This is a genomic window from Geomonas ferrireducens (assembly GCF_004917065.1).
In the GTDB taxonomy this organism is placed as follows: domain Bacteria; phylum Desulfobacterota; class Desulfuromonadia; order Geobacterales; family Geobacteraceae; genus Geomonas; species Geomonas ferrireducens.
In genome coordinates this window covers 982864-1008013 of sequence record NZ_SSYA01000001.1, presented here as the reverse complement: position 1 = coordinate 1008013, position 25150 = coordinate 982864, and the positions used below count along the sequence as shown (strand labels likewise).

General features: G+C 64.6%; 17 protein-coding genes. 11 read left to right on the top strand and 6 right to left on the bottom strand.

The annotated features are described in order from the left end of the window. Positions 1 to 59: 59 nt before the first annotated feature. The 4 genes from pdxA (at position 60) to E8L22_RS04310 (ending at position 5803) form a co-directional block, all read left to right on the top strand. Complete coding sequence (gene pdxA, locus E8L22_RS04325; protein ID WP_136524818.1) at positions 60 to 1037, top strand: 4-hydroxythreonine-4-phosphate dehydrogenase PdxA; 978 nt, start codon at positions 60 to 62, stop codon at positions 1035 to 1037. Positions 1038 to 1066: 29 nt separating this feature from the next. After that, positions 1067 to 2041: a transglycosylase domain-containing protein gene (locus E8L22_RS04320; protein WP_136524009.1), complete on the top strand. Its 975-nt coding sequence runs from the start codon at positions 1067 to 1069 to the stop codon at positions 2039 to 2041. A 228-nt stretch (positions 2042 to 2269) separates the two neighbouring features. Continuing rightward, entirely contained in the window at positions 2270 to 3343 is a 1074-nt protein-coding gene (locus E8L22_RS04315) for a response regulator (RefSeq protein ID WP_136524008.1), read from the top strand. Between the two features lie 18 nt (positions 3344 to 3361). Continuing rightward, on the top strand, positions 3362 to 5803 hold the full coding sequence (locus E8L22_RS04310; protein ID WP_136524007.1) for a sensor domain-containing diguanylate cyclase: 2442 nt from the start codon (positions 3362 to 3364) through the stop codon (positions 5801 to 5803). Here the strand turns inward: E8L22_RS04310 and E8L22_RS04305 are convergent. Further along, the gene (locus E8L22_RS04305) at positions 5793 to 6797 is read right to left on the bottom strand and encodes a hypothetical protein (RefSeq protein WP_136524006.1); all 1005 of its coding nucleotides are present in this window, start codon (positions 6795 to 6797) and stop codon (positions 5793 to 5795) included. The two genes, E8L22_RS04310 and E8L22_RS04305, sit on opposite strands and share 11 nt — an antisense overlap. A gap of 300 nt (positions 6798 to 7097) precedes the next feature. Between E8L22_RS04305 and E8L22_RS04300 the strand changes: the two genes are divergently transcribed. The 3 genes from E8L22_RS04300 to E8L22_RS04290 all read left to right on the top strand — a co-directional run bounded on the left by E8L22_RS04300 (position 7098) and on the right by E8L22_RS04290 (position 11138). Beyond that, entirely contained in the window at positions 7098 to 8756 is a 1659-nt protein-coding gene (locus E8L22_RS04300; RefSeq protein ID WP_136524005.1) for a GspE/PulE family protein, read from the top strand. 12 nt (positions 8757 to 8768) lie between these two features. After that, positions 8769 to 9839 carry a type IV pilus twitching motility protein PilT gene (locus E8L22_RS04295; RefSeq protein ID WP_136524004.1) on the top strand — a complete coding sequence of 357 codons (1071 nt, stop codon included), beginning with the start codon at positions 8769 to 8771 and terminating at the stop codon, positions 9837 to 9839. A 123-nt stretch (positions 9840 to 9962) separates the two neighbouring features. Then, complete coding sequence (locus E8L22_RS04290; RefSeq protein WP_136524003.1) at positions 9963 to 11138, top strand: aminotransferase; 1176 nt, start codon at positions 9963 to 9965, stop codon at positions 11136 to 11138. An 11-nt stretch (positions 11139 to 11149) separates the two neighbouring features. Here the strand turns inward: E8L22_RS04290 and E8L22_RS04285 are convergent, their stop codons facing one another. Continuing rightward, entirely contained in the window at positions 11150 to 11989 is an 840-nt protein-coding gene (locus E8L22_RS04285) for an alpha/beta fold hydrolase (protein WP_136524002.1), read from the bottom strand. Between the two features lie 274 nt (positions 11990 to 12263). On the opposite strand from E8L22_RS04285, the gene E8L22_RS04280 reads away from it, so the two are divergent. The 3 genes from E8L22_RS04280 to E8L22_RS04270 are packed head-to-tail and all read left to right on the top strand — an operon-like array spanning position 12264 to position 17273. After that, the gene (locus E8L22_RS04280; protein ID WP_162604776.1) at positions 12264 to 13364 is read left to right on the top strand and encodes an ABC transporter substrate-binding protein; all 1101 of its coding nucleotides are present in this window, start codon (positions 12264 to 12266) and stop codon (positions 13362 to 13364) included. A gap of 17 nt (positions 13365 to 13381) precedes the next feature. Then, positions 13382 to 14470 carry an ABC transporter substrate-binding protein gene (locus E8L22_RS04275; RefSeq protein ID WP_136524000.1) on the top strand — a complete coding sequence of 363 codons (1089 nt, stop codon included), beginning with the start codon at positions 13382 to 13384 and terminating at the stop codon, positions 14468 to 14470. Next, positions 14463 to 17273, top strand: coding sequence for a response regulator (locus tag E8L22_RS04270; RefSeq protein WP_136523999.1), 2811 nt, complete (start codon positions 14463 to 14465; stop codon positions 17271 to 17273). Before E8L22_RS04275 ends, E8L22_RS04270 begins: the two co-directional genes overlap by 8 nt. A 212-nt stretch (positions 17274 to 17485) precedes the next feature. On the opposite strand, the gene E8L22_RS04265 is transcribed toward E8L22_RS04270, so the two are convergent. Then, positions 17486 to 19906, bottom strand: a complete 2421-nt coding sequence (locus E8L22_RS04265; protein WP_136523998.1) for a methyl-accepting chemotaxis protein — start codon at positions 19904 to 19906, stop codon at positions 17486 to 17488. Between the two features lie 159 nt (positions 19907 to 20065). Continuing rightward, positions 20066 to 22804 (bottom strand): phosphoenolpyruvate carboxylase, encoded by a 2739-nt coding sequence (locus tag E8L22_RS04260; RefSeq protein WP_136523997.1) that lies wholly within the window; start codon positions 22802 to 22804, stop codon positions 20066 to 20068. Between the two features lie 163 nt (positions 22805 to 22967). On the opposite strand from E8L22_RS04260, the gene E8L22_RS21475 reads away from it, so the two are divergent. Then, entirely contained in the window at positions 22968 to 23135 is a 168-nt protein-coding gene (locus E8L22_RS21475; RefSeq protein ID WP_198419378.1) for a hypothetical protein, read from the top strand. A gap of 101 nt (positions 23136 to 23236) precedes the next feature. Here E8L22_RS21475 and E8L22_RS04255 read toward each other — a convergent pair whose 3' ends face one another. Together E8L22_RS04255 and E8L22_RS04250 are read right to left on the bottom strand one after the other, a co-directional pair. Next, complete coding sequence (locus E8L22_RS04255) at positions 23237 to 23656, bottom strand: hypothetical protein (protein WP_136523996.1); 420 nt, start codon at positions 23654 to 23656, stop codon at positions 23237 to 23239. A 188-nt stretch (positions 23657 to 23844) separates the two neighbouring features. Continuing rightward, a complete protein-coding gene (locus E8L22_RS04250; protein WP_136523995.1) occupies positions 23845 to 25068 on the bottom strand; it encodes a multiheme c-type cytochrome in 1224 nt (407 codons plus the stop codon). Between the last annotated feature and the right edge of the window lie 82 nt (positions 25069 to 25150).

Here is a 25150-nt window from a genome sequence, read left to right as displayed (position 1 = left end):
ATTCGTTTGTGCGGGCTTTAAAGGAGAACCCTTTGGAAAAACCAATCATCGCCGTAACGATGGGGGACCCGAGCGGCATCGGGCCTGAGATCATCGCCGCCACGCTTGCCGACCCCTCCGTCAACGCGCTCTGCCGCCCGCTGGTTCTGGGTGACCGTGGCGCCATGGCGCGCGGCATCGCCGTCGCCGGCGTCGACTTAGCTATCGTCTCCGCCCCGGACCTCATCCCTCCCGCGGCAGCGGCACCGGGGACGCTCTACCTGCGCGAGCTTTCCGCCCTCAAAGCGGACCAGATGGAGTACGGCCGTCCCACCCCTGCCGGGGGAGACGCCTGCTACCGCTACATCTGCGAGGCGGCGCGCCTTTGCATGGAAGGGACCGCGGCGGCCATGGCGACCGCCCCCATCAACAAGGAGTCGCTGAACAGCGCGGGGCACCACTTCCCCGGTCACACCGAGCTTCTCGCCGAGTTGACCGGCGGGCACGAGGTGGTGATGATGCTCGCCGGCGAACGCCTGCGCGTCACCCTGGTCACCATCCACGAGGCGCTCTCCCGCGTCCCGGAGCTCGTCACCTTCGAGCGCATCCTCTCCACCATCAGGATCACCAACGCTTCGCTCTCCCGCTGGTTCTGCAGGACGCCGCGCCTCGCCGTCCTTGCGCTCAACCCGCACTGCGGCGAGGGGGGGATGTTCGGCGACGAGGAAAGCCGCATCATCGCTCCAGCCATCGCGCAGGCCAGGGCGGAAGGGATCGACGCGACCGGACCGCTCTCCGCCGACACCCTTTTCCACTTCGCCGCGCAGGGAGGGTACGACGCAGTGGTCTGCATGTACCACGACCAGGGGCTCATCCCGCTCAAGCTGCTCCACTTCGATGACGGGGTGAACGTCACCCTGGGGCTTCCCATCATCCGCACCTCGGTGGACCACGGCACCGCCTACGACCTGGCCGGGACCGGCCGCGCGAGCGCCGCCAGCATGAAGGCCGCCCTCACCATGGCGGCTGGGATGGCGCAGACGGTCCGGGAAATCTGAGGCTTAGACTTAGAAAGGAATCGCATCGCATGAATCTGAAGAAATACCTCCGCTGGGGCGTCGGTCTCCTGGCCCTCTATGTCGTCTACGTCGTCGTCTCCTTGTTCTTCCTCCCGCCGGTAACCGACCTCAAGAACAAAAAGACCAACATGACCATCCAGGTGAAGGACTGGCAGGGTAACTACCACCCCCTGGTGGTGGGGCCGAAGAACAAGTACTGGACCCCGCTTGCCCAGATCCCTCCCGAGATGAAGTGGGCGGTGATCCTCGCCGAGGACGCTTCGTTCTATAAGCACGAGGGGGTCGACGTGAAGGCGATCAAGGAGGCGATCAAGTACGACCTGGAGAAGCAGAGCTTCGCCCGTGGCGCCTCCACCATTACGCAGCAGGTGGCCAAGAACCTCTTCCTCTCCCGGGAAAAGACACTGACAAGGAAGGCGAAGGAGCTTTACCTGGCTAAGCGGATGGAGCAGGAACTCAGCAAGGGGCGCATCATCGAGCTCTACCTGAACGTGATCGAGCTCGGGCCCATGGTGCACGGCATCGGGCACGGCGCACGCTACTACTTCGGCAAACCCGCGGCGGCACTCACCCCGCGCGAGTGCGCCTTCCTGGCCGCCATGCTCCCCGGCCCCCGCGTCGCCTACAACCCGTACAAGAACCTGGACAAGGTGCTCAAGCGCTCCAACATGATCCTGCGGCTTTTGGCCAACAAGGGTGTGCTCTCCTCCGGCGAATACCAGGCGGCACTGGCCGAGATGCCCAACATCGGACGCCTGCAGAGAAAGGTTGACGAGAGTATCAAGCAGGTCGAGGTCATGGCGAACCACACCAGCGCCACCGTGCCGCAGGGTTTGTCCGAGGAGCCTGGCAAGGGGGGCGCCGAAACCTCGGGAGGCGCGGCCACCGAGCAGCCTGCCACAGGCGAGCCCGCGCCGGAAAAAGCCCCGGACGCGGGAGCTCCTCCCGCGAAGGAGGAAGCGCCGGCGCAGGAGAAGCAGTAGTCCGGTGGATGCAGCTCCCCGTCCCCAACCTTCCACCTTTGGGGGAGGGTTGGGGACGGGGAGGCCGGGAGGGGGGAGAACGTCCCCCATATCACCACCAAAGCCCCTTTCTTTCCCCTTCCGGTTCGCACCACTTAGCCTTTCCTTAGAAAACTCCCCCTCAAGTTCCCATTAAATCTGCCGACATTACGTAAGGGAGCAGTCATCGCCCAAACATCCGGAGAAGCTATGGAAACAACTGTGTCCGGTCGCGTCATCCTGGTTGACGACGACCCTTACGTCCTGGAGAGTGTGGCCCTGCTCCTGTCGGTGAGCGGCTTCGAGGTGCACCCCTTCTCGAACGGCATGGAGGCACTGGAACTTTTGCGCCAGTCGCCGCCGGACGTGGTGCTGACCGACGTCAACATGCCCCAGATGACCGGGATCGACCTCCTGGAACAGGTGCACAAGTTCGACAAGGACATCCCGGTGATCCTGATGACTGCCTATGCGGAACTGGAGATGGCGGTCTCGGCGATCAAAAAGGGGGCCTTCGACTTCATCATCAAGCCCTTCAAGACCCCCTACCTCATCTACGCCGTCGAGAAGGGGATCAACTACCAGCGCCTGGTCCTGGTCGAGAAGAACTACAAGGCCGAGCTTGAGCGCCAGGTTCTCGACCGGACCCGCGAGCTTGGGGAAGCTCTGGTGCAGATGCGCGCCATGAGCCGGGAAACCATCGAGAGGCTCACCGCGGCGGCGGAGCTTAGGGACGAGGACACGGGCAAACACATCGCCCGCATCGGCTTGTACGCGAAGCGGCTGGCCGAGCAGCTCGCCATGCCGCGCGACTTCACCGACGCCATCGCCATGTCGGCGCCTATGCACGACGTCGGCAAGATCGGCATCCCGGACGCCATCCTGCTCAAGGCCGGGCCGCTCAACGGTGAGGAGTTCGAGATCATGAAGGGGCACACCACCATCGGCGGCAAGATCCTCGCCGGGTCGAACCACATGGTGCTGCAGATGGCGGCCTCCATCGCCAACACCCATCATGAGCGATGGGACGGCAGCGGCTATCCCGCAGGCCTTGTCGGCGCGGTGACCCCCATGGAGGGGCGCATCGTTATGCTGGTCGACCAGTACGACGCGCTCAGGAGCAAGCGGGTCTACAAGCCCGCACTCGACCACGACAGGACCGTGGAGATCATCACCAAGGGGGATGGCAGGACCATGCCGCACCATTTCGATCCGGAGGTCCTGGAGGCCTTCGCCGGGGCGGCGGGAGACTTCGAGCAGATTTTCGCCACCCACACCGACTAAACGAAGCAGACGACATCCATGTCGAGGTTCAGCCTGAAAATAAAGCTGGCTGCGGTGGTCTTCATCCTGGTCGGCACCGTGAGCACCGGGGTTGCCGGGCTGGGACTTCTGTTCTTCATACAGGAGTTCAAGGCCAGCACCGCGAGCCGGCAGTTCTCCGTCGTGAGCGCCATGGCCGGAGAACTCGACGACCGGATTACGGCGGCACAGCGGGAACTGACCGCGGTGGCCCTCAGTATCCCCACCTCCATGGCCGGTGACGCCGGTAAACTGCAGCACTTCCTCGACACCCGCCTCGACCTGCATCAGGTGTTCAGCGACGGCACCGCCTTCTTCTCACCTGCCGGCACCCTCCTCGCCTACGCCCCGGGGGAGACCCCCCTCATCGGAAATAATTTCGCCATGCGCGAGTACTTCGTACGCACGCTCGCCTCGGGCAGGCCGCACATCTCCGCGCCTTTCACCTCGGCCAAGGGGGAGGGGCATCAGGTGGTGATGTTCACCGCGCCGGTCATGGGCGGCGACGGCAGCGTAATCGGCGTACTGGGCGGAAAGGTGGAGCTCAAGGAGGAGAATTTCCTGAGCCGGGTGTCCCGCATGCACGTGGGGGACGGCGGCAACTTCTTCCTCTTCAACGACAACCGCCAGATGATCGCGCACCCGGACCGGGACAAGGTCGGCCTTCCCATGGGGCACAAGGGGAAGCAGGAGCTCCTTGACCGGGTCATCGCCGGGTACGAGGGGAGCTGGGAGATGTTGAGCCCCTCCGGGGTGGCCGGCATCTACTCCTTCAAGCGGTTGAAAACGACGGGGTGGATCCTGGCGGCGGAGCGCCCGCTCGCCAGCGCCTACGAACCGATCGCCCGTGCCGAACGGCTCGTCCTCTACAGCCTCTGCGCTCTGCTGCCGCTGGCGCTCATCACCATCTGGCTCTTCGTCGGCCACCTCACCGCTCCACTTCTGATGTTCGCCGGCCGGGTGCGCGAGTCCGGGCGCGACGAGACCCCCTTCACACCGATCCCGCTGCAAAGCGGGGACGAGATCGGCGAGCTGGTGCAGGCCTTCAACGCGATGATGCAGGAGCTGGCCAGCCAGCGGCGTCTCCTGGAGCGGGAGAAGAGCTTCGCGGAAGAGCTTTTGCAGCATTCCGCCGTTCCCTGCTTCGTCATCGACGCCGGGCATCGGGTCATCATCTGGAACAGGGCGATGGAGGAGTTGACCGGCGTCGAGGCGTCGCGTCAGGTCGGCGGGGCCGAGCCGTGGCGCGCCTTCTACGAGGAGCCGCGCCGGGTGCTGGCCGATGTGGTGGTGGACGGAGCGCTGCAGGAGATGGCGGATCTCTACCCCTGCTACGCGGACTCGGCCCTCATCCCGGAGGGGCTCCGGGCGGAGGGGTGGTACCGGCTCAAGGGAAAACAGCGCTACCTCTGCTTCGACGCCGCCCCGATCCGGGACACCGAGGGGAACCTCCTGGCGGCGATCCAGACACTGCAGGACGTGACCACGCGCGCCAACACCGAAGAGCAGTTGAGGAACATGGTTGAGGCGATCGGCGAGAGCGAGGAGCGCTTCCGCCGCCTGGTCGAGCTATCCCTCGACGGCATCGCGATCCTCGTGGACCGCTGCTTCGTCTTCGTGAACCCGGCGGGGTGCGAGATGCTCGGGTGCCAGGTCCCCGATGAGCTTATGGGGCGTGAGATGCGCGAGTTCATCCAGAGGGAGTCGGAGGAGGTCTTCCTGGAGCAGATGAGCTACGCGGAGTCGAGCGATACCACCGCGCCGTGGGTCGAGGAGAGGCTTTTACGCAGCGACCGCACCGCCATCGAGGTGGAGCTCGGGGTGGGGCCCTTCGTGTACCGTGGGCAGAAGGCGCTGCAGGTCATCTTCCGGGACATCACCGAGCGAAAACTCGCCAAGGCGCGCCTGGAAACGCTGGCCCACTACGACTCGCTCACCTCTTTGCCTAACCGGGTGCTTTTCTTCGACCGGTTGAACCACGTGGTCTCGGAGGCGAAGCGCTACCATCACCCGATGGCGCTCATGTACCTGGATCTCGACTGCTTCAAGGAGGTGAACGACCGCTTCGGCCATGCCGCGGGGGACGTGGTGCTGTTGGAGGCGGGGCGCCGGCTGAAAGATTGCGTGCGGGCCTGCGACATGGTGGCGCGCATGGGAGGGGATGAATTCACCATCATCCTGAGCAAGATGGCGGAGCCGCAGGACGCGACGGTGGTTGCGGAGCGGATCATCGCGGCGTTCTCGCTCCCCTTCCAGTTGGAAGGGGAGGAGGCGTCGGTCGGGGTGAGCATAGGCATCTGCATCTACCCCGTTAACGATACCGATATGGATGGCATGGTGCGTTGCGCCGACGGCGCCATGTATCGCGCCAAACAGGACGGCAAGAACGTCTACCGTTACTGCGAGCCGCCGCTACGAATGGAAGGGGAGTTTATACCCTGAGGCTTTCCACCGCGGCCTCGTCCAGTGCGTTGGTGGTGACGAACTCGCTCTCGACGCCGTCGCAGGTTACCGCGATGGTGGCGGTTTCACCCGGCTCCGCCTTGGTGTAGCGCAATAGGATCTGCGCTGCGCGCTCGAGGAGTTCGGGAGAGCTTTCCCCCATGAGTGCCGCGAGGGGGCTTTTGCCGTCCTTCCAGCGCAGCGCCGCCTCACCCGCCTGGATGTTGCGCTCGACGAGATCGTTCTCCGCCTCGTTTCTCCCTACGATCACCTTGGTGCGACGTCCGATCCTGAAGTGGCGCCCGAGTTTCAGGAGTCTGAAGTCCCTCATGTTCAGTTCGTCGGAGTGGTCGAAGACGTCGCGGATCTTGCCGACGAAGGAGAGCTCGGTCAAAAGGCAGCCGCCGGCCGGGCAGGGGTAGTTTTTCACGTCGAGCTCTTCGGCGAGCTCGAACTGCTCCTTCCTGGAACGCCCGGAGATGGAGAGGAGCTTCTCGCGGTCCACCCACCCCTCCTGTTCCGGGATGGTCGGGTTGAAGTGCTTGGCCGAGAGGGGGCGCAAGAGGAGCCCCTCGAGGCCGCTCTCGCGCTCGATCACGCGCAGCGTGTCGCGGCGCTGGCTCATGGGGCGCTGGCCTAGCACCTCGCCGGTGATGACGAAGTCGGCGCCCGACTCCTCCATGTACTGTTTCGCCTTCTGCAAAAGGAAGATGCGGCAGTCGATGCAGGGGTTCATCCCCTTGCCGTAGCCGTGCTTCGGGTTCCTGATGATCTCAAGGTAGTCGGTTCCCTTGTGCATCACCTTGATGGGGATCTTGAACTCCTCCGCCACGCGAACCGCCTCAGACTTGCAGCCGGCGTTCTTTCCGGTGCAGGTGCAAAAGGGTGAGGTGAAGTTGAGCGCCTCTACTGCGATCCCCTGTTCGAGGAGCACCTTCACGGCGAGGGTGGAATCAAGTCCGCCCGAAAGCAGGGCGATGGCTTTTCTCTGCATGCAAACTCCTTATTCAATTGACAATTGAGAATTGGCAATTGACAACGTGTTGTCTTATTCAGTAATGATGGCAGTGACTTGCAACGCGACTTACGGATAGTCAGGAAGGGGATCTGCGTTGAGGTTCTGCTTGTAGAGGTACGGGGCATCGGCTCCTATGCCTGCATCAAACGTGGCATTGTCAATTGTCCACTGTCAATTGTCAATTGATTTGTGGCTTGGCATTGTCAATTGTCATTCGATGCGTTTTCGGTTACATTTCCGTGGCACCGCCATCTGCAGGAACCCGGAGGTAATGCAATGAACGGGCTTGTCAAGGAAGGGTCCATCGGTGAGGTCCTTTTCAAATCGCAGATCATCACCGAGCATGAGTTGAGGGCCGCCCTCGAGGCACAGAAGGTCTCGGGATGCCGGGTCGGCGAAGCGCTGGTCCGCATGGGGGTGGTCACCCAGGAGGACATCGACTGGGCCCTCGCCAATCAGTTGAACATCCCTTACGTACGCCTCAAGAAGGAGAACATCGACCCGGCCGCCGTGGAGAAGGTCCCGGGTGAGTTGGCGCGGCGCTACAGCCTCTGCCCGGTGGTCTTGACCGGCACCGAGCTTTCGGTAGCCATGGCCGACCCGCTCGACAAGGGCGCCATCGAGGAACTCTCCCGCATCACCGGGTGCCACGTCAACATCTCCGTCGGTCTCATCCGCGAGATCCGCGAGATGCACGAGATCCTCTACGGGCCCGACGTCACCCAGCCGGAGCTCGGTTTTTCCTCGGGGCTTTTCAGCGCGACCGTTCTCTCCGCCATCAACACGGACCTCACCTGTGCGACCCTTTTGAACCACCTCCTGTTGCGCGTGGTGCAGCAGAAGTTCGACAGCCTCGCCCTGCAGCCCCTGGGGGACCGGGTGCGCTTCCTCGCCCGTGCCGGGAGAAAGACCACCGAGCTCGGCAGCCTCGCCATCACCCACTACGCCCTTCTCACCGAGCGCATCCGGCGCCTCTGCTCGCTCCCCGCTGCCACCCAGGGTGCGTCGAACGGTGTGCTCAGGTTCTTGTTGCAGGGAAAGAAGATCCCCTTCCAGGCGCTCCTCATGGCGGGTGATGGCGGTGAATACGTGACGCTCAGGCTGCACGTGAGCGCGCCGCAGCTGAGCGGTCTCGACGACCTGGGGCTCGCCCCGCAACAGCGCGCCGACATCGACGCCCTGGCCGGCGTCCGCGACGGTCTCATCCTCTTCTCCGGCAGGGAGCCGGAGACGCGCGGCAGGCTCATCGACCTCTTCCTCGACTCGTGCGACCACACCGACCGCAACGTGATGATCGTGGGTGAGCGGCTCGGGCGCGGCAAGGTGCGCTTCCCCCGCCTCCCCTTGGCGCGCTGCTTAGCCGACGACACCGCCGCGGTGACGGCCCGGGCCATGGACCACGATCCCGACACCCTCGTCATCGAGGACATAACCGAGCTCCCCGCCTTCATCGCGGCGAGCAAGGCGGTGATGCGCGGCAAACTCGTGCTGGCCGGGGTCTCGCACGGGAGCAAGGGGGAGGTGCTGAAACAGCTGCTCTACCTGATCCAGAAGAACTTCCTGATCCCGACCCATCTGAAAGGGGTGGTCGGCTGCCGCAGCGTTTTCCTCCTTTGCCCCGACTGCAAGGAGCGCTACGTACCCGCACCGGAGGAGTTGGCAGCACTCAGGCTTCCGGCGAGCGAGCGCCCCTCATTCCGCCCCGTCGGCTGTCCCACCTGTGACCAGACCGGTTACCAAGACCGTAAATATCTCCTCGAGGTGCTCCGTTTCGACGGCGAGCTCCTGGAGGCGCTGGAGATGATCCGCAACAGCGACGAGATGCTCCGCTACCTGAGGGAGTCCGGCTTCCGTGGCGTGGCCGAAGAGGGGCTCGAGCTCCTCGAACGCGGGGAGATCTCCCCGGGCGAATACGTCGCCTCGATACTACTGTGACGGAGATGAAAAATGGCAAGAATTGATGCGCTGTTCAAGCTGTTGCACGATGCCGGGGCTTCCGATTTGCACCTCTCCGCGGGCTCTCCCCCGATTTTCCGTTTGCGCGGCGAAATGGAGCGTCAGAACTTCAAGTCGCTTTCCCACGAGGAGCTGAAGGCGATCCTCTTCGAGATCCTGACGCCGAAGCAGCGCGAGACCTTCGAGGAGAAGCACGACCTCGACTTCGCCTACTCGGTGCCGGGGCTTGCGCGCTTCCGCGGCAACTACATGTTGCAGCACCGCGGCATCGCCGCCGTGTTCAGGATCATCCCGAGCAAGATCCTCTCGGCCGATGACCTCGGTCTTCCGGACGGGATCCGGAACATGACCAAGCTCAGGAAGGGGCTCGTGCTCGTCACCGGTCCGACCGGGAGCGGCAAGTCCACAACCCTTGCCGCGATGATCGACCTGATCAACAGCACGCGGCGCGAGCACATCCTGACCCTCGAAGACCCGCTCGAATTCATCCACGAGAACAAGATGTCGCTTTTCAACCAGCGTCAGATCGGCGAGCACTCCGAGAGTTTCGCCAGTGCGCTGCGGGCGGCGTTGAGGGAAGACCCGGACGTGATCCTGGTTGGGGAGATGCGCGACCTGGAGACCATCAGCCTCGCCATGAGCGCCGCCGAGACCGGTCACCTCGTTTTCGGCACCCTGCACACGAGCTCCGCCGCGAAGACGGTGGACCGTATCATCGACGTCTTTCCGAAGGACGCCCAGGAGCAGGTGCGCGCCATTCTTTCCGAGTCGCTGAAGGGGGTCGTCTGCCAGCAGCTTTTGAAGACCGCCGACGGGAAGGGGAGGGCGGCCGCCCAGGAGATCATGGTCTGGAACCCCGCGGTCGGCAACCTGATCCGGGAAGGGAAGACCTTCCAGATCCCCTCGATCATGCAGACCGGTCGGAAGGACGGGATGCAGCTCATGGACCAGCACATCCTGGATCTGTTGAAGACCAAGCGGGTGAGCCCGGAAGAGGCGTACCGCTGCTGCCAGGACAAGCGGCAGTTCGAGCAGTACCTCACCACTCCGCCGGAGCATTAGCCTTTTGCGGACGGCCCCCCGGTAACGGAGGGGCCGTTTTTGTCGGACAGTCGGACCTGTCTGACTAGTCTGACTGGTCCGACCGGTCAGACGTCCGACTATGCCTTTTGCAGGAGCTGCCTCATGAAGTTCCCGGTTTCCCCACTGGTGCGCGGAGTGCACCCGCCCCCCATCTCCGAGGTGAAGGGGTGGCTCGCCGCAGCGAGCCCCGAACTCCCCCTCATCGACCTCTGCCAGGCGATCCCCGACTACCCGCCCCCCCCCGAGCTGATCGACCACCTGGAAACGGTGATGCGCGACCCGCTCACCTCGCGCTACAGCATCGACGAGGGGCTCCCCGAGGTGCGCGAGGCGGTCTGCCGCGGCTACCGCGAGCTCTACGGCGCCTGCATCGACCCTGCCCAGAGCTGCCTCACCATCGGCGCGAGCCAGGCGCTGTGGCTCGCCATGGTGACCCTGTGCCGCGCGGGGGACGAGGTGATCGTGCAGCTCCCGGCCTACTTCGACCACCCCATGGCGCTCGCCTCCTTGGGCATCCGCTGCGTCTTCGCCCCCTTCGACGAAAAAACGGGCGGTCTCCCGGATCTCTCTACCATAGAGGCGCTCATCACCGACAAAACGCGCGCCATCCTCATCGTCACGCCGAGCAACCCGACCGGTGCGGTGACCCCGCCGGACACGGTGCGCGAGCTTTACGAGCTTGCCTGCCGCCGCAACCTGGCGCTCGTTCTGGACGAGACCTACAACAGCTTCATCACCGGCGGCGTGCGCCCGCACCGGCTCTTCGAGGACCCCGACTGGGGGGACCACTTCGTCCACATCGCCTCCTTCGGCAAGACCTTCGCCCTCACCGGCTACCGTGCCGGGATGCTCGCCGCCTCGAAGGAGTTCATCGGCCACGCTTTGAAGGTGCAGGACACCATGGCGGTCTGCCAGCCGCGGGTGACCCAGCACGCGGTCCAGTACGGCTTCGAGCACCTCTCGGAATGGGTCACGCGCAACCGGGTCATGATGGAGCGGCGCCACGAGGTGTTCCGTGCCGAGATGCAGAAGGCGGGCAACCCGTTTCGCCTGGTGGCGAGCGGGCCGTTCTTCGGCTGGGTGGCGCACCCGTGCAGCGGGAGGACCGGCCGCCAGGTCGTGAAGCGGCTGGTAGAGGAGGCGGGGATGCTGCTTTTGCCGGGCGAGGTGTTCGGCCCAGGTCTTGAAGGGTACCTGCGCCTCGCCTTCGGGAACGTCACCGAGGATGCCATTCCCGAGGCGGTGCGCAGGTTCAGGGAGTTCGAGGTGTCGTCCTAGCGCTGCGCTTCTTACAGCGCTTCCTGCAGAAAGTCGATCAGCCCGTCGTTCACCTCTTCGGCGTGGGTCCAGTTGAGGCCGTGCGGTGCGCCGGCGACCACGACGAGCCGGCTTCCCTCCACCGCCTCGTGCGTGCGGCTCCCGGTCGCGGCGAAGGGGAGGATCCGGTCGTCATCGCCGTGGATCACCAGGGTGGGGATCTTGATGCTCAAAAGGTCGTCCCTGAAGTCGGTGAGCCAGGAGGTGACGCAGGCGAGGGTCCCGATGGGGGACGCCCCCGCCGCGACGTTCCAGCTAAGACGCAGCGCCTCCTCGCTTACCTGCCTCCTCCCCAGGGCATGCACGTTGTAAAAATTGCCCAGAAAGCTCGTCAGAAAAGAGAGCCTGTCGCGCTCGATCCCCTGCCGGATCCCCTCGAAGATGCTCCCGTCGAGCCCTGCGGGGTTTTCCGGCGTCTTCAGGAGAAACGGGGTCACCGCCCCCATGAAGACCGCCTTCTGCACCCGCTCCGATCCGTAGCGGCCGAGATAGCGCGCCACCTCGCCCCCTCCCATCGAGAAACCCACCAGCACCGCGTCGCGCAGGTCGAGCGCATTCATCAGCATGTTAAGATCGGCGGCGAGCGTATCGTAGTCGTACCCGGTGGACGGCCTGCCCGACGCCCCGAACCCGCGCCGGTCGTATGCGACCACCCGGTACCCCGCCTTGAGAAGGGCCGGTACCTGTTTCTCCCATGACCGGCTGCTGAGCGGCCAGCCGTGGATCAAAACCACCGGCTGCCCTTGTCCCATGTCCTCGTAATACAGGTCGATGCTGCAGGAGTTCTCCTTCCCTACGGTGATGAAACTCATCGCTATCCTCCTTCTGGGGCGATGCTTGAGGCCCCGGTTTGGATGGGCGCTGCGGCACAAGCTGTTCAGATACAGCATTTTACCTTCAAGTCAACCTTTCTCCACACTTTCCAAAGCGGTGCGCAATCACCTATTTCCTTGTCCATTTCCCTTGTGTCATCTTATACTGTCAAACCCGCACAATCTGTGTGGAAAACGCTCAAGCTATCTCTGTTCATCGCCGATCAGTAAAGCAACTTCAACTATTATTGATTGTGTTCAATACAGGCGACTGATGAACCAACCTCCTATTTCAATCCGTTATGCAGTCAAAGTCATCTGGGTGATGCTCCTTTTGCTGCTCTTTGCCACTGCGGCTGTCGGTGCGCCCTCGGCTTCAAAGGTAAAAAAGCCCGCCGCGGAGCCGACGGTGATCACCTTCGTCTATTTCCCGATGGCGGTCCCCGTCGCCGTCCTCGGGGAAACCTTGAAAAGGGACCGTTTGCTCAAGCGGGAGCTTGAGCGCGCCGGCTGCCGCATCGCGTTTCGGACCCTGGCCAAGGGAGCCGATGCGGTCCCGCTTGTGCGCAGCCGCCAGGTCGACGCGGTGATGTTCTCCGACATGCCCGCCATCGAGGCGGCAAGCTGCGGCGACCTCGTCATCGCGGGGACGGTGAAGCGAAGCTATTCCTCGGTGCTCGCGCGCAGCAACGTGGTGCTGGAACAACTGGCCGGGAAAAAGGTTGGGAACGTTCCTGGCTCCACCTCCCACTACGCGCTGTTGCAGGCGCTCGCCTCGGTCCGCCTCACCGAGCGCGAGGTGAACCTGGTCTCCATGGAGCTGCAAAAGATGCCGGAGGCGCTCGCGCAGGGGCGCATCGACGCCTTCGCGGCCTGGGAGCCGACGCCGACCATCACCATGAAGAAGTACCCGGGACAGTTCTGCGTCATTTACCGGCAGGTGAGTCTTTCCTTCTTCGCCCTTTCCGGAGAGCTGCTGCGGGTCAACCGCCCCGCGGCGGACGCGCTCTGCGCGGGTATCATCAGGGGGGTGCGCTGGCTCAAAAAGGGAAACAACCTGAACACGGCGAGCCAGTGGGCGGTCCATGGAATGACGGCCTTCAGCGGCAGGAACGCGGAGGTCAGCGCGGCCGACATCGCGGCGATCACCCGCAGCGACCTCCTCGACGTGCCCGCGGCACCGCTCATCTCCGCCGCGGACCGGGAGGCGAACTCGAACCTGCTGCGCGAGTTCGACTTCCTGAAGAGCATCGGCAGGGTCCCCGCCAACGCCTCGCGCGAGCGTTTCCGCTCCAGCATCCGTTCCGATCTTCTCGAGTCCGTCCTCGGCAGGCGCTCGCGGTTTCGCCTGACCACCTTTGATTATGCGCCGTGAGCGCCGGAGGATAACGTATGTCAGTCAGCCCCCCCCGCAGGGCGTGCCGCGCCCTTCTCAGCCTTAGGCTTCTGCATCTTGCGCTCGTCGTGCTGCTCATTCTCGTTCCCGCCGCGGTACCGGCGAAGATTGTGCCGCTTGCCTTGAGCTATCAGCCGCTCGCTTCTCCGGGCGGTGCTCTCGCCGCGGCGCTGCAGCGCGACCGCATCCTGCGCGAGGCCCTTGCCCGCCAAGGCTTTCAGCTGACCATGCTCCCGGTGCGGGACGGGGGGGAGGCGATCACGCAACTATCCCAGGGGCGCTCGGCGCTCGCCACCATGGGTGACATGCCCTTCATAAAGGCCGTCGCCTCCGGGATGCCGCTTTGCGCGGTGGCGCTGCTCAAGCAGAACTACGTCTCCGTGATCGGCCCCAGGGGGATGATGGCCTCCGATCTGAAAGGAAAGCGGATCGGCAACGCCTTCGGGACGACCGGGCATTTCGCACTCATGAAGACCCTGGCGGGGAGCGGGCTTAGCGAAGCGGATGCGGTGCTGGTCCCGATGGAGGTGAACGAGATGGAGGATGCCCTCTTGAATGGTAGCATCGACGCCTACGCTGCCTGGGCCCCCACCCCGGAACTCACCCTCGCACGCTATCCGGACCGCTTCACCGCCATCGGCAAGCAAAAAAGCATCGCCTTCCTTGCCATGAGCGCTAAGGTTGCCGACCTCCACCCGGAGGTCTCCAGGCTGGTCGCGGCGGCGCTCACGCGGGCGCTCATGTGGGGGGGACGGGACCGGGGCGCCCTGGAGAAGATGGCGCGCTGGAACGCGGCCGACATCGCCGCCTTGAACGGCAAACCGCTGCCGCAGGGAGCCCAGGCGCGCCTGGTCCAGGACCTGCGCTCGGATTTGAAGGCGGTCGGCAGGATACCCCGCATCCCGAGGGGGATCGAGGCGGACGGTTCGAGCCTTTGCGACGAGTTCCTCTTCCTGAAAAAGCTCGGCAAGGTGCCCGCTTCGGTACAGTGGTCCACGCTGAAGGGCAGCTTCAGGTTCGAGTACCTCGACCAGGTGATGAAAAACCCGAAACAGTACCGCATCACCAGGTTCGACTATGACTGAGGAAACGCCCGCACATCCCAGGCCGCGCATGCCCTGGCACTCCGGGATCGGCGGACGGGTCGTCATCACCTTCTGCACCCTGTCCTTATTGGTCCTCATGGCGGTGGAACTGAGCGAGCTCTACGGCCTTCCCTTCGGTGTGACCAAGGGAAGGGTCGCCGACAGCACCGCCAAGGAACTCACCGTCCTTTCCTCCATAGCGGACGGCAACAAGAAGCTGATCACCTCCTGGCTCGAAGAGCGCCACTCCGACACCCTCTCCGTCGCCAGTGCCCCCGTCGTCAGGTCTCTGGCCGTGCAACGGGTCGGCGCCGGCAGGCAGCCCGCGGACCGGGCGCTTGGCGAGTGGCTGGAGGTGGTGCGCTCCGCATACCGCTACGAGGGGGTCCACATCGTCGACCCCCAAAGCGGTGCGCTGGTGGCGGGGAGTGCCGATGACCTCCCCGATCCGCCGCTCGCCCCGGCGCTGCTCGGGGAAGCCTCCCGCCCGGGTAACGACGAAACCGTGAGCTTTCTCCCTGGCGGTCCCGGGCGCAGCGCACGGCTGCACCTCATCAGACAGATCGGCCAGGACCTGACCCCGGACGAGCGGCCGGTCCTGCTCCTTGACTGCTCCGTGGACCTGGACCAGGTCATGAAGCCGCTTCTGGAAGGTTCCATCGCCGGGGTCCTCGGGCGCTCCGGGGAGGTGGTCATGGTCGACGGCAAACGTCGCTTCCTCATGACCACGAGGCACCCGATGCCGGGGGGAACCCCCGTGGTCCCGCTCGTCACCGTCGACGGCGGCAAGGCGACGCGCCTCGCGACGGAGGGGAGCGAAGGGGCGATCAGGACGCTCGACTACCGCGGAGTACCGGTCCTCGCCGCGTTCAGGCACATCCCGCTCAACCCGGAGGTCTCCTGGGGGATGGTGGTGAAGATCGACGAGGCGGAGGCGATGGCGCCGGTGCGCCAGCAGCTGCAGCGCGCCCTCGTCTTCAGTGCGCTCGGGATCGTGGTCACCCTTTGCTGCGCCCTCGTGGTGGCCCGGTTGCTGGGGCGCCCCCTGGAGCGGATCGCCCGGACTGCGGCGGAGATAGAGGGGGGCGACCTGACCCTCAGGGTCCCCCTGGAGGGGACCAGGGAAACCATCGAGCTCGCCTATTCCTTCAACGCCATGGTGGACCGGCTGAAGCAGTCGCAAGAGGGGCTCGAACAGCGCGTGGTCGAGCGTACCCTGCAGCTTGAGGCGCTGAACCGCGAGTTGCAGCAGGAGATAACCGGGCGGGCGAGGGTGGAGGAGCGCCTGCGGGAGAGCAACGAGAAGTTCGCCGCCGCCTGGGACAGCGCCCCCGTGATGATCTCGCTCACCTCGCTCGACGACTGGCGCTTTCTCGACGTGAACAACAAGTTCTGCACCACCTCCGGGTTCATCCGGGAGGAGGCGGTAGGGAAGACGGCGGTGGAAATCGGCTGGATCCGCCCCGAGGACGCCGTCGCCATTCGCGAGAAGCTCGACCGCGAGGGTCGGATCCAGGACCTGGAGATCACCTGCCGCACGAGAAGCGGGCAACCCCTCCTCTGCCGGCGCTGGGGCGAGGTGATCACCCTCGCGGGACACAAGGCGCTCCTCTCCATCGTCATGGACATCACCCAGTACCGGAAGGTGGAAGAACAGTTCTACCAGGCGCAGAAGATGGAGTCGGTGGGGAGGCTCGCAGGCGGCGTCGCCCACGATTTCAACAACATGCTGAGCGTGATCCTGGGGCACGCCGAGCTTTGCCTCATGGACCCGGAGCACTCGCCGATGCAGCGCCGGCACCTGGAGGCGATCCGCGACGCCGGCGCGCGCTCCGCCGAGATCACCAAGCAGCTCCTGGCCTTCGCGCGGCGCCAGATCGCCGAGCCGAAGGTCCTCGACCTGAACGGGACGGTGGCCGGCATGCTCCGTATGCTGGAGCGCCTGATCGGGGAGGGGATCGAGCTTGTCTGGATCCCGGGCGCAGGACCTTGCCGGGTGAGGATCGACCCCGCCCAGGTGGACCAGATGCTCGCGAACCTCTGCGTCAACGCCCGCGACGCCATCGCCGGGATCGGCAGGCTCACCATCAGAACGGAAAATGTCGTCCTGAGCGACGCGGAGTGCCGCGTCAAGGGTGACCTCTCACCAGGCGCCTACGTGCTTCTGTCGGTCACCGACACCGGGGAAGGGATCGACGAGCCGCTCCTCGAGCACATCTTCGAACCCTTCTTCACCACGAAGGAGATGGGGAAGGGGACCGGGCTCGGCCTCGCCACCGTGTTCGGCATCGTGAAGCAGAACCAGGGGGGTATCCGGGTGGAGAGCCGCAAGGGGGTGGGGACCACCTTCGACATCTTCCTCCCGGCGGTCGAGGCCGGGGTAGCCGAGGGGCAGGAGGAGAAGGCCGTCGAACCGATCCAGGGGGGGGACGAGACCATCCTCCTCGTGGAGGACGAGCCGTCGGTCATCGAGATGAGCCGCACCATCCTCGAGAACCTCGGTTATCGCCTCATGGTGGCCAGGGACCCCGAGGAGGCGCTGCGCCTTGTGGGGGACGCTGAGGAGGCGGTCGATCTCCTCTTGACCGACGTGGTGATGCCGGGGATGAACGGCCGCGACCTTGCCCAGCGGCTCCAGGAGTTAAGGCCGGGACTCAAGTGCCTCTTCATGTCCGGTTACACCGCCGACATCATCGCCGACCACGGCGTGGTGCACGACAGCGTCAATTTCCTGCAGAAACCGTTCGATGTCAGGAGCCTCGCCGCCAAGGTGAGGTCGGTCCTCTCGGGAGTCACACCATGAGGTCAAACCGGCACCCCGCCATGAAATGGTCGGCCAAAGGCAAATCCCGCCTTGCCCCCCTTTTCGGCTAAGATGCTTCAGTCCTCCCCCTCCCCTTGCGGGAGGGGGAGGCCCGAGTGCAAGTTTTCCCCGGAATTCCCGGATTAACCAATGAAAAGGCCCCCGGCATGTGCCAGGGGGCCTTCTTGTTTCGGACGTGGGGGAGGGGAGGGTCACACCCTGAACCATTCCACCATCCCCTTCAGATCGCCGGCCAGGTGCGACAGACCGGCGGAGGACTCCCGGATGCCGCTGCAGGCGGTGCGCAGCTCACGCGTCAGGCCCGCGATCTCGTCCACGTTGTGGGAGACCTCGCTGCTCGATGCCGACTGCTCCTCGGTGGCGACGGCGATGCGCCGCACCATCTCGTTCACCTGCTCCACGTAGGTCGCGATGCGGTCGATCGCCTCCCCGGTCCCCTGCACGCGCTCGACGATGGTGTCCACGCACTTCCTCTCGTCACCCATCTTGGTCACCGAGCGGTTCACGCTCTCCTGCATCGCCTTGACGGTATGGTTGATGTCGGCTGTGGCCACCGCGGTGCGCTCGGCAAGCTGGCGTACGCTGTCGGCGACGACGGCGAAGCCTCGTCCCTGCTCGCCGGCCCGGGCCGCCTCGATGGCGGCGTTCAGGGCCAGAAGGTTCGTCTGGTCGGCGATGTCCCTGATCAGGACGCCGATCTCGCTGATCTGTGCGGACTGGTCGCTCAACTGCTCCACCATGAGGGCGGTTTCCGCGAAGCTTCCGGCGAAGTGCTGGAGTTCTTCCGCGGTCAACTGCATCGCCTCCTTCCCCTCCTTGGCGATCTCCATCATGGTGTCGGCCGCGTTCGCGGTGTCCGCCGTGTTTCTGGCCATGTCCATGGTGGTTGTGGTCATCTCGGAGATGGCGGTGGCAGAACCTTCGACGCGCTGCGCCTGACGCGCTGCACCGTCCTCCAGGACCCCTGCGGTGGCCGCCATCTGCTCGGAGCTCGCGGCAAGGGTGCTGGTCGCCTCGCCGATCCTGCCCACCACGTTTCTGAGGCTTCCCAGCATGCGGGCCATCGCCCCCTGTACCCTCCCCACCTCGTCCGCGCTCGTCGCCGCGATCTCGACGGCCAGGTTCCCTTCGGCCGCCTGCTCCGCCATGGCGATCAGCTCGCCTATCGGGCGGGAGATGGTGCGGAAGATCCACATGCCGACCAGGTTGCCGACGACGGCGGAGACGAGTGCTATCACCACGATGAGGGTCATGCTGTAGCGCACGGTGCGGTTCACCGTCCCGATCGCCTGCTCCTGCCCCTCCTGGGCTACCGTCACGGTCTGTTTCCCTTTTTCCGCCTGCTTCGCCACCACCTCGCGCAGCCGGGCACCTCCCTGTGCCGCCTTTTCCTGGAGCTGCATCTTCTGGTGCAGCTTGGCCACGATGCCGTCCTGGGCGAAGACGGTGTCGCGCACCCCGGCAAGCGAAGCGGCCACGCCGTTCAGGTTGCGCAACTCGCGCTCGGCGCCCGCCGCCTTCAAAAGCTGGGCGACCGACTTTTCCACCACGGTGAGGCGGGCGTAGTCCCGGGCGAACTCGGCGGCGACGGCGTCCAGCTCCTTCGGCGTGTTGGCGAAGAAGAGCCGGCCGGAAAGGCCCTCGAGTGACTTGCCGAGGGAGACGAGCTCGGTGTTGTAGGAGAGGACGTTCACCGCGGTGTTGGCGCGGGAGAGGTACCCCGGGAGCTTGTCCGACATCTTCCCGACCTGGACCTGGGCCCGGTCGACCTCGTCCTCGATGCGGTCCTCGACCTCGGAAAGCGTGGCGAGGGCCTCCTTCAATACGGCATCGGCGCGGTTCGCGTCCCCCCCCTCGGTGGCCAGTTTGACGAACTGGTCCGCCTTGGAGGTGAAAGTGGCGAATAGGCCGCCTATCTGCTTGTTCTGCCTTATGTTGCCGTTTTGCTGGATCCTTTTCAGCCCTCCCTGGTACTGGGTTACGCGCCTCTTCTCCGGGGAGCGCTGTATGTCGTAGAGGAGGTACCTCATGTCCTTCAGTGAAACCTTCAGGGTCTCTATGCTGGCGATGCTTCTCGAACTCTTGTCAGTCTCGTCGTTTGCCTTGGTATAGGCGGCGGAACTCGACTGTTGCAGGGTCCTTACCTTCACCTCCAGCTCCTGCAGTCGGCTGCTTGCCTCCTTGCTCTTCTGCAGGATGAGGGCATGGGCCTGGGTCGAGTCCCGCTCCGAGGCGAGCCGGGCCGTCATGGTGGCGAAGAGCTCCTGGGCGATGCTGCTGAACTCGGTGGACGCCTCGAGTTTCTCACCCGAGACCGCCTCCAGCTTTTCCTGTGAGGACCTAACTTCGGCGAGCGATTTCTCCGCCTCTGTCTTTGCGGCGGCAAAGTCCGTCTGGCTGCGGGCCGCTTCCACCTTGACGAGGTCGGCGGTCGCCCCCTGCAGGGCGCGCTGGAACTCCAGGGTGCGGACCTGGTACGGCGTGCTTTTCTCGGTGAGGTACGAGAGTTTCCCCCTGATGGAGTTCATGCTCAGAAAGCTTGCGACGGAGACCGCCGCAACGGCTACCACCACGATGGTGGCGTTCAACATCAGCTTTGCCTTGATGGTCATCACAATGCTCCTTGCTCGGGGGCGGCTGTCCCGGACGGGATATTTCCCCGTATTCTGTGGGACTTTTCGGCGTAACGCCCCTTTTCTTAAGAGCAAAGCGCGCCTTCTCTAATGGGGAATTAAGGAGGGGGTGGTGCGGATTCCCCTACGGGGAGTGGGTCAACCGGTGGTGCCGAGGCCGGCGGCGATGGCGTGCACCGTTTCCAGGAGCCGGAAAAGGAGCTCTTCCGACATCTCCCGGTTCTGACGCATCCCCTCCTGGCGCCACTGGCGCAGGAGGGCGATCTGGCGCTCGTGCAGCACGCGCAGGGCGTCCGCGCGGCGGGCGAGCGGGACGTGGACCGCGGGGCGGCGCTCCGCCAGGGGGCCGCCGTAGATCTCTTCCAAGACCCGCACGGTGCGCCGGTATTCGGCATGGATGGCGGAGAGGATCGGCTTTCTGAGACCTTCTTCGTGCACGAGCCCCGCGTACGCCTCCATGATGGCAGGGTCGGCGCTGGCGATGCTGGTGGCGGCGTTGCTGATTATGTAGTGCAGCGCGGTCCAGCTCTGGGTCGAACGGACGAACTGCGCGAAGAGGGGGGCGTCCTCGAGCATCAGCTCCTCGAGTGCCGAGCCGATGCCGTACCAGCCGGAGAGGAAGTAGCGCGCCTGGCTCCAGCTGAAGACCCACGGGATGGCGCGCAGGTCGGCCAAAGTGGTGTGGTCGGTGCGCCGGGCCGGCCGGGAGCCGATGCTGCTCGACTCGATGACGTCGATGGGGGTGGCCTGGCGGAAGAAGGTGACAAATCCCTCGCTGGCGAGGAGTTTTTCGTACTCGCACCGGCTGCGGTGCGCCAGACGGTCCATCACCGGTTCCAGCGGGTGCCCGGCACCCGGTTCGCGGCGCTCGGGGATGCTCACCCCGGCGGTGCCGGCGAGCAGAAGCTCCAGGTGGTAGGCGGCGTTCAACGGGTTCGAGTACTTTTGCGAGATCACCTCTCCCTGTTCGGTCAGGCGCAGGTCACCGCCGGCGGACCCTTCCGGGAGACCGCGCAGGAAGCGGCTCGTCGGCCCCGCCCCGCGGCTGATGGTTCCGCCCCGGCCGTGGAAAAAGCGCAGACGCACGTCTAGGCGCCGCCCCACCTCGAGCATCGCCTCCTGGGCCCGGTACAGCCCCCACAGGCTCGCCATGATGCCGCCGTCCTTGTTGCTGTCGCTGTAGCCTATCATCACCTGCTGCACCGGACGCTCGCCATGGAGCTCTGCGAGGGTGCGCCTGGTGACCGGGTGGCCCAGGAACCGCTCCAGGATGGAGGCGCTTCCCTCCAGGTCGTCGATGGTCTCGAAAAGGGGGACTACCGGGAGGCGGCAGACAAACCCCTGCGCCCCCCGGACGGCGAGCCCCGCCTCGCGCGCGAGCAGGTAGACCACGAGGAGATCGGAGACCCCGCGCGTCATGCTGACGATGAGGGAGCCAAGCCCTGCGCCGCCGAAGGAGGCGAGATGGGCGGCGAGCACGCGGTAGCAGCTGAGGACGCTCTCGGCCTCGCGTCCCGGTTTCGTTCCCGGGAGCAGGAAGGGGCGCGACGAGGCGAGCTCGCGGTCCAAAAAGGCGATGCGCTCCTCCTCGCTCCACCGTGAAAAACCGCTCTCCCCGGTCGCGGCGGTCATGAGCTGCTCCAGCGCGGCGTCGTGGAAGGCGCTGTTTTGCCTTACGTCCAGGGAAGCCAGGTGGAAGCCGAACACCTCGACGCTGCGCAAAACCGGCACCACGTCGGCCGCGGCCAGGCGGGCGGCGCCGCGCGCAACCAGGCTGTCCCGCAAAAGGCGCAGGTCGTCCTCGAGTTCGGCGGCCCGGCAATAGCGGGAGCCCTCGGCGCCGCAGAGGACCTCGCCGTCGCCGGTCACCTCCACCGGGAGCCTTGCCCGCATCATGTTCACCATCTGGCGCCACGGCTCTTCGGGGTTGCGCCTGAGCGCCTCCTCCCCCGGCGCACCGGTCCTTGTTCGCAGCTCCTCAAGGCGCCTGGTGAGCTCCGGGGGAGGCGCGAGGAGGCGGCGCGATATGCTGAGCCGACTGCCAAGCGTGGTGAGCTGCCCGTGCACCAGCATGAGCGCGTTCAACCTGAGCTCCCTCAGGGTCGCCTCGGTCACCTCCGCGGTTACCAGCGGGTGCCCGTCCCGGTCCCCTCCCACCCAGGTGCTGAAGGAGACGCGTGGGAGGCGCTCGGTCAAAAGCGATAGTTCTCCCTTGAGCCCCGCCTCGCGCCAGGCCCGGCAGATCCTGCGGTCGAGGATCGGGACCACCTGCGGGAAGATGTCGCGCAGGTGATAGATGATGGCGGCGAGCTCGTTCAGCACCTTCGGCTTTTCCAGGTGCACCTCGCCGGTGCGCCAGAGCCGCTCAAGCATCGCCACGATCTCCTCCCGGATCTCGTCGCGCTCCGCGGGGGTCCAGACCGTGTTCTCCCTCTTCACGAGGAGCAGGTAGAGTTCGCGCAGGTGCCGGAGCACCGACGCCCGCTTCGCCTCGGTCGGGTGGGCGGTGAGCACCGGTTCCACGCGGATCTCCCCGAGCATGGCCGCGATCTCCTCCTCGGGCACCCCGCTTCGCGAGAGCTTCTCCAGGACCCTCCCCCAAAGCCCCGGCTCGGCTACCAGCCCCTGGCTCGTTTCCAGGGCCCGTCTCGTCTGGACCGAGACGTTTTCCTCCGCCATACCGAGCAACTGGAAGGCGACCGACCACGCCCTCACGAACTTGCAGTCCTCGGAGGGGGCAACCGAGCCGTTCTTGGGAAGGCAGGAGGCGAGCCGGGACTCGCCCAGGCCGTGGAACATCTCCGCGAGACACTCCATAAGGTAGTCGAGGTCGCGCTGCAGTTTGTCCTCTCTGCCGGTTGCGTCCTGGGACGTCATGGCACACCCCCTTTGATCCTCGCTCCCGCAGGCACCATGCCGGTGAGATGCGGACCGTGATGAATGATACCCGAGATTGGCCCCCTGCAAACCCCGGGGCGGCTTGTTCATGTGAGAGCGCGTGTGCTACACTTCTTATTAAGAGGGGGAAAGGAGGCGTACCATGAAAACGTTACTGCTCGTGCTTCTGGCGATCGTAGCGATCATCCTGACCGCTTGGCTCGTGCTGATTCCCGCCGGTGTGGTGGCAGGTTCAATCAAGGCCTTCCGCCATGGTGAGCACGGTCACTGGGGCCACTGGAAAGGGTTGCGGCACCACGGCCCGCACTAGGCAAAGCCAAAGCGCATGATCGCTGGAGATAAAAAAAGGCCCTCGGCTCATTACAAGCCAGGGCCTTTTCCTTTTCGTTTTTCGGAAAGCGCGATAAGTGGTTACGGCACGCTTTTGAAGCCGCCTTTGTAGAAGTCCTCATCGCGCCCGTACGAGTAGGAGAAGTCCAGCTCGTCTAGGCACTGCTTGTTTTCCACCGGGATCTCGATGGTGAAGGGTTCCGTGCCGGCGAAGCGTCCGCTGAAGGTCTTGGTCTCTTTGGCCATGACCTTGCCTTTGGCGTCAATGAGCTTCGCGGTGAGCTGGAGCGAGGTGTAGGGGATGTCCTGACGCACGTTTTGAACCGTGCCGTCGATCCTGACCCCTTTGTCGGTTTCCTGCGCCTTCCATGCGATGGCAACTTCATGGTTGCTGAACTGGTGGGAGGCATAGGCGGGGTTCGCGTCCTGTTTCGAGCGAGTGGACGCACAGGCGGTGATCATGGAAAGCATCGTCACTGTCAAAGCCAATCTTTTCAGCATAAGTCACCTCCGTCTTATTGATGGGGCGCTTCTCAAAGAGCCCTTTGAAACTCTTTGAGTGTAACGCGAATATAACGGTGAGCAACTCTGGTATTTTGGGCGTTGTAGTTATGGTAACTCCCATGTCGCGCGCAACAAAAAGGCGGGGCGCCTTGCGACGCCCCGCCTCTTACTTGATCCGTTTAAGGCTACTTCTTGTGTTCCGCCTCACGGGTCATCGCCGCGGCCTCGGTCCTGATCTCCACCAGGTCCTTCTGCAGCTCGGCCAGGCCGTACCAGGTGACGTAGTCGGGGTTCATGTGGAACGCCCCCTGGAAGGCACGCATGCGGTGCTCCAGGAACATCACGTAGAGGGTCTGCTCGATCGGCGTCCTCGTGTCGTAGAAGGTGAGGAGGTCCGGATAGGCGGGCTGCCCCTTCTGCGGCTTGATGACCCCCTTCTCGTAGAGACCGGCGACGATGGTGATCGCCTCGGCCATCAGCTTGTCGGCTTCCTTGATCATCTGGTCGGCGTTGCCGAGCTGGGTCTTCGCGTAGGTGGCACTGTGGCACTTGCTGCAGATACCGACCATCTTGTCGCGGGACGCCTGCCACTCCTCCTTGGAGAGACGGGCGACCTTACCGGCTTTCACGAGGTCGAGACGCGCGGTCGGTTTGCCGGCCGGGTCGAGCACACCGAGACCTTTCAAGATGGTGACGCGGTAGCCCATCCACTCGGCGTCCTCCTCGGGGAGGCGCAGCGCCAGGAAGCCCCAGGAGGTCATCACGTTGTGGTCGCCGTCGCTCATGTGGCAGGTCTGGCAGGTGGGCGCGCGGCCGGTGTCACCTTCCATCTGGTAGATGGAGCCGTGTTTGGAGTTGGACCACATCTCCCATTGCGGGTGGTCGAAGCCCATGTGGCAGGTACGGCAGGCTTCCGGCTTCTTCGCCTCGGCCTTGCTGAATTTGTGACGGGTATGGCAGGAGTTGCAGGGGGAGCCGTACTGCCCTTCGGCGCGCGATTTCTCGTCGCGGATACCGACCTTGTGGCAGCCGCCGCACCCCTTCATCCCCTGGATGTAGGCGTGGGGCTGGAGCTTGTTGGTCGGCATGGCGTCCATGGCCACCCAGGCGGCGGCATGTTTGCCGGAAGCGTACTGGTCGTGCTGCTTGGTGTGGCACTCCTTGCAGGTCTTCTCGGTCGGCATGCTCACCTTGGCGACGTCGGCGGCGCTCTGGTGCGCCTTGCCGTGACAGCTGGAGCAGTCCACGCTGCCGCTCTTGCCCATTTCCCCTTCCAGGAAATCCTTTACGATGTTGGGCGTCACCTTCTCGTGACAGGTGATGCAGTTGCTCTTCCCGGCGAAGGCCGCCCCGGCGAGCATGAGTACCAGCGCCAGCGCCCCTCCCAGCTTCTTACAGCAATCGATCATGAAATACCTCCCCTTTATGGATAAAAAAACAGGGGACATGTAAACCACATGAAAACGGTCTTTTCCTTGACGCAGGTCAAAA